Annotated in this window: 1 protein-coding gene; it reads right to left on the bottom strand. The window is 53.5% G+C overall.

The window, feature by feature from the left end; all coding sequences use genetic code 11:
- Positions 1–96: 96 nt before the first annotated feature.
- Positions 97–299, bottom strand: a 203-nt coding sequence (locus DK254_RS34070; RefSeq protein WP_158546390.1) for a hypothetical protein, incomplete at its 5' end; no start/stop codon positions are given.

Below are 299 nucleotides of genomic sequence, written 5' to 3'. Positions count from 1 at the left end.
GTCTCAACCGAGGCCGCGCATTCTACGCCAACCTCTTATTCCGTCAAGCGTTATTTTCAGAATTTTTCGTTCCTACTCAACCGCTTGCGCTTTCGATCAGCCGAAACTTCTCGTCAGCGGGAGGCGCATTCTACAGCGTTCAAACTCGCTGTCAAGCACCTCGGCGATCTTCCTTTTCGGCCCGCTGCCGGAGCAGTTGTTGAACCGAAAGGCGGCAAGTGAAGCACCTGCCTGATCACCACCCCAACTTCGAACCTGCTTAAGTGCTTGATTTTCAAGCTCTTTCAGCGCTTCGTCGC

Origin of the sequence: Pseudomonas sp. RW407, assembly GCF_003176655.1 — a bacterium.
GTDB lineage: Bacteria > Pseudomonadota > Gammaproteobacteria > Pseudomonadales > Pseudomonadaceae > Pseudomonas > Pseudomonas delhiensis.
This window is presented reverse-complemented; position numbering and strand designations above follow the sequence as displayed.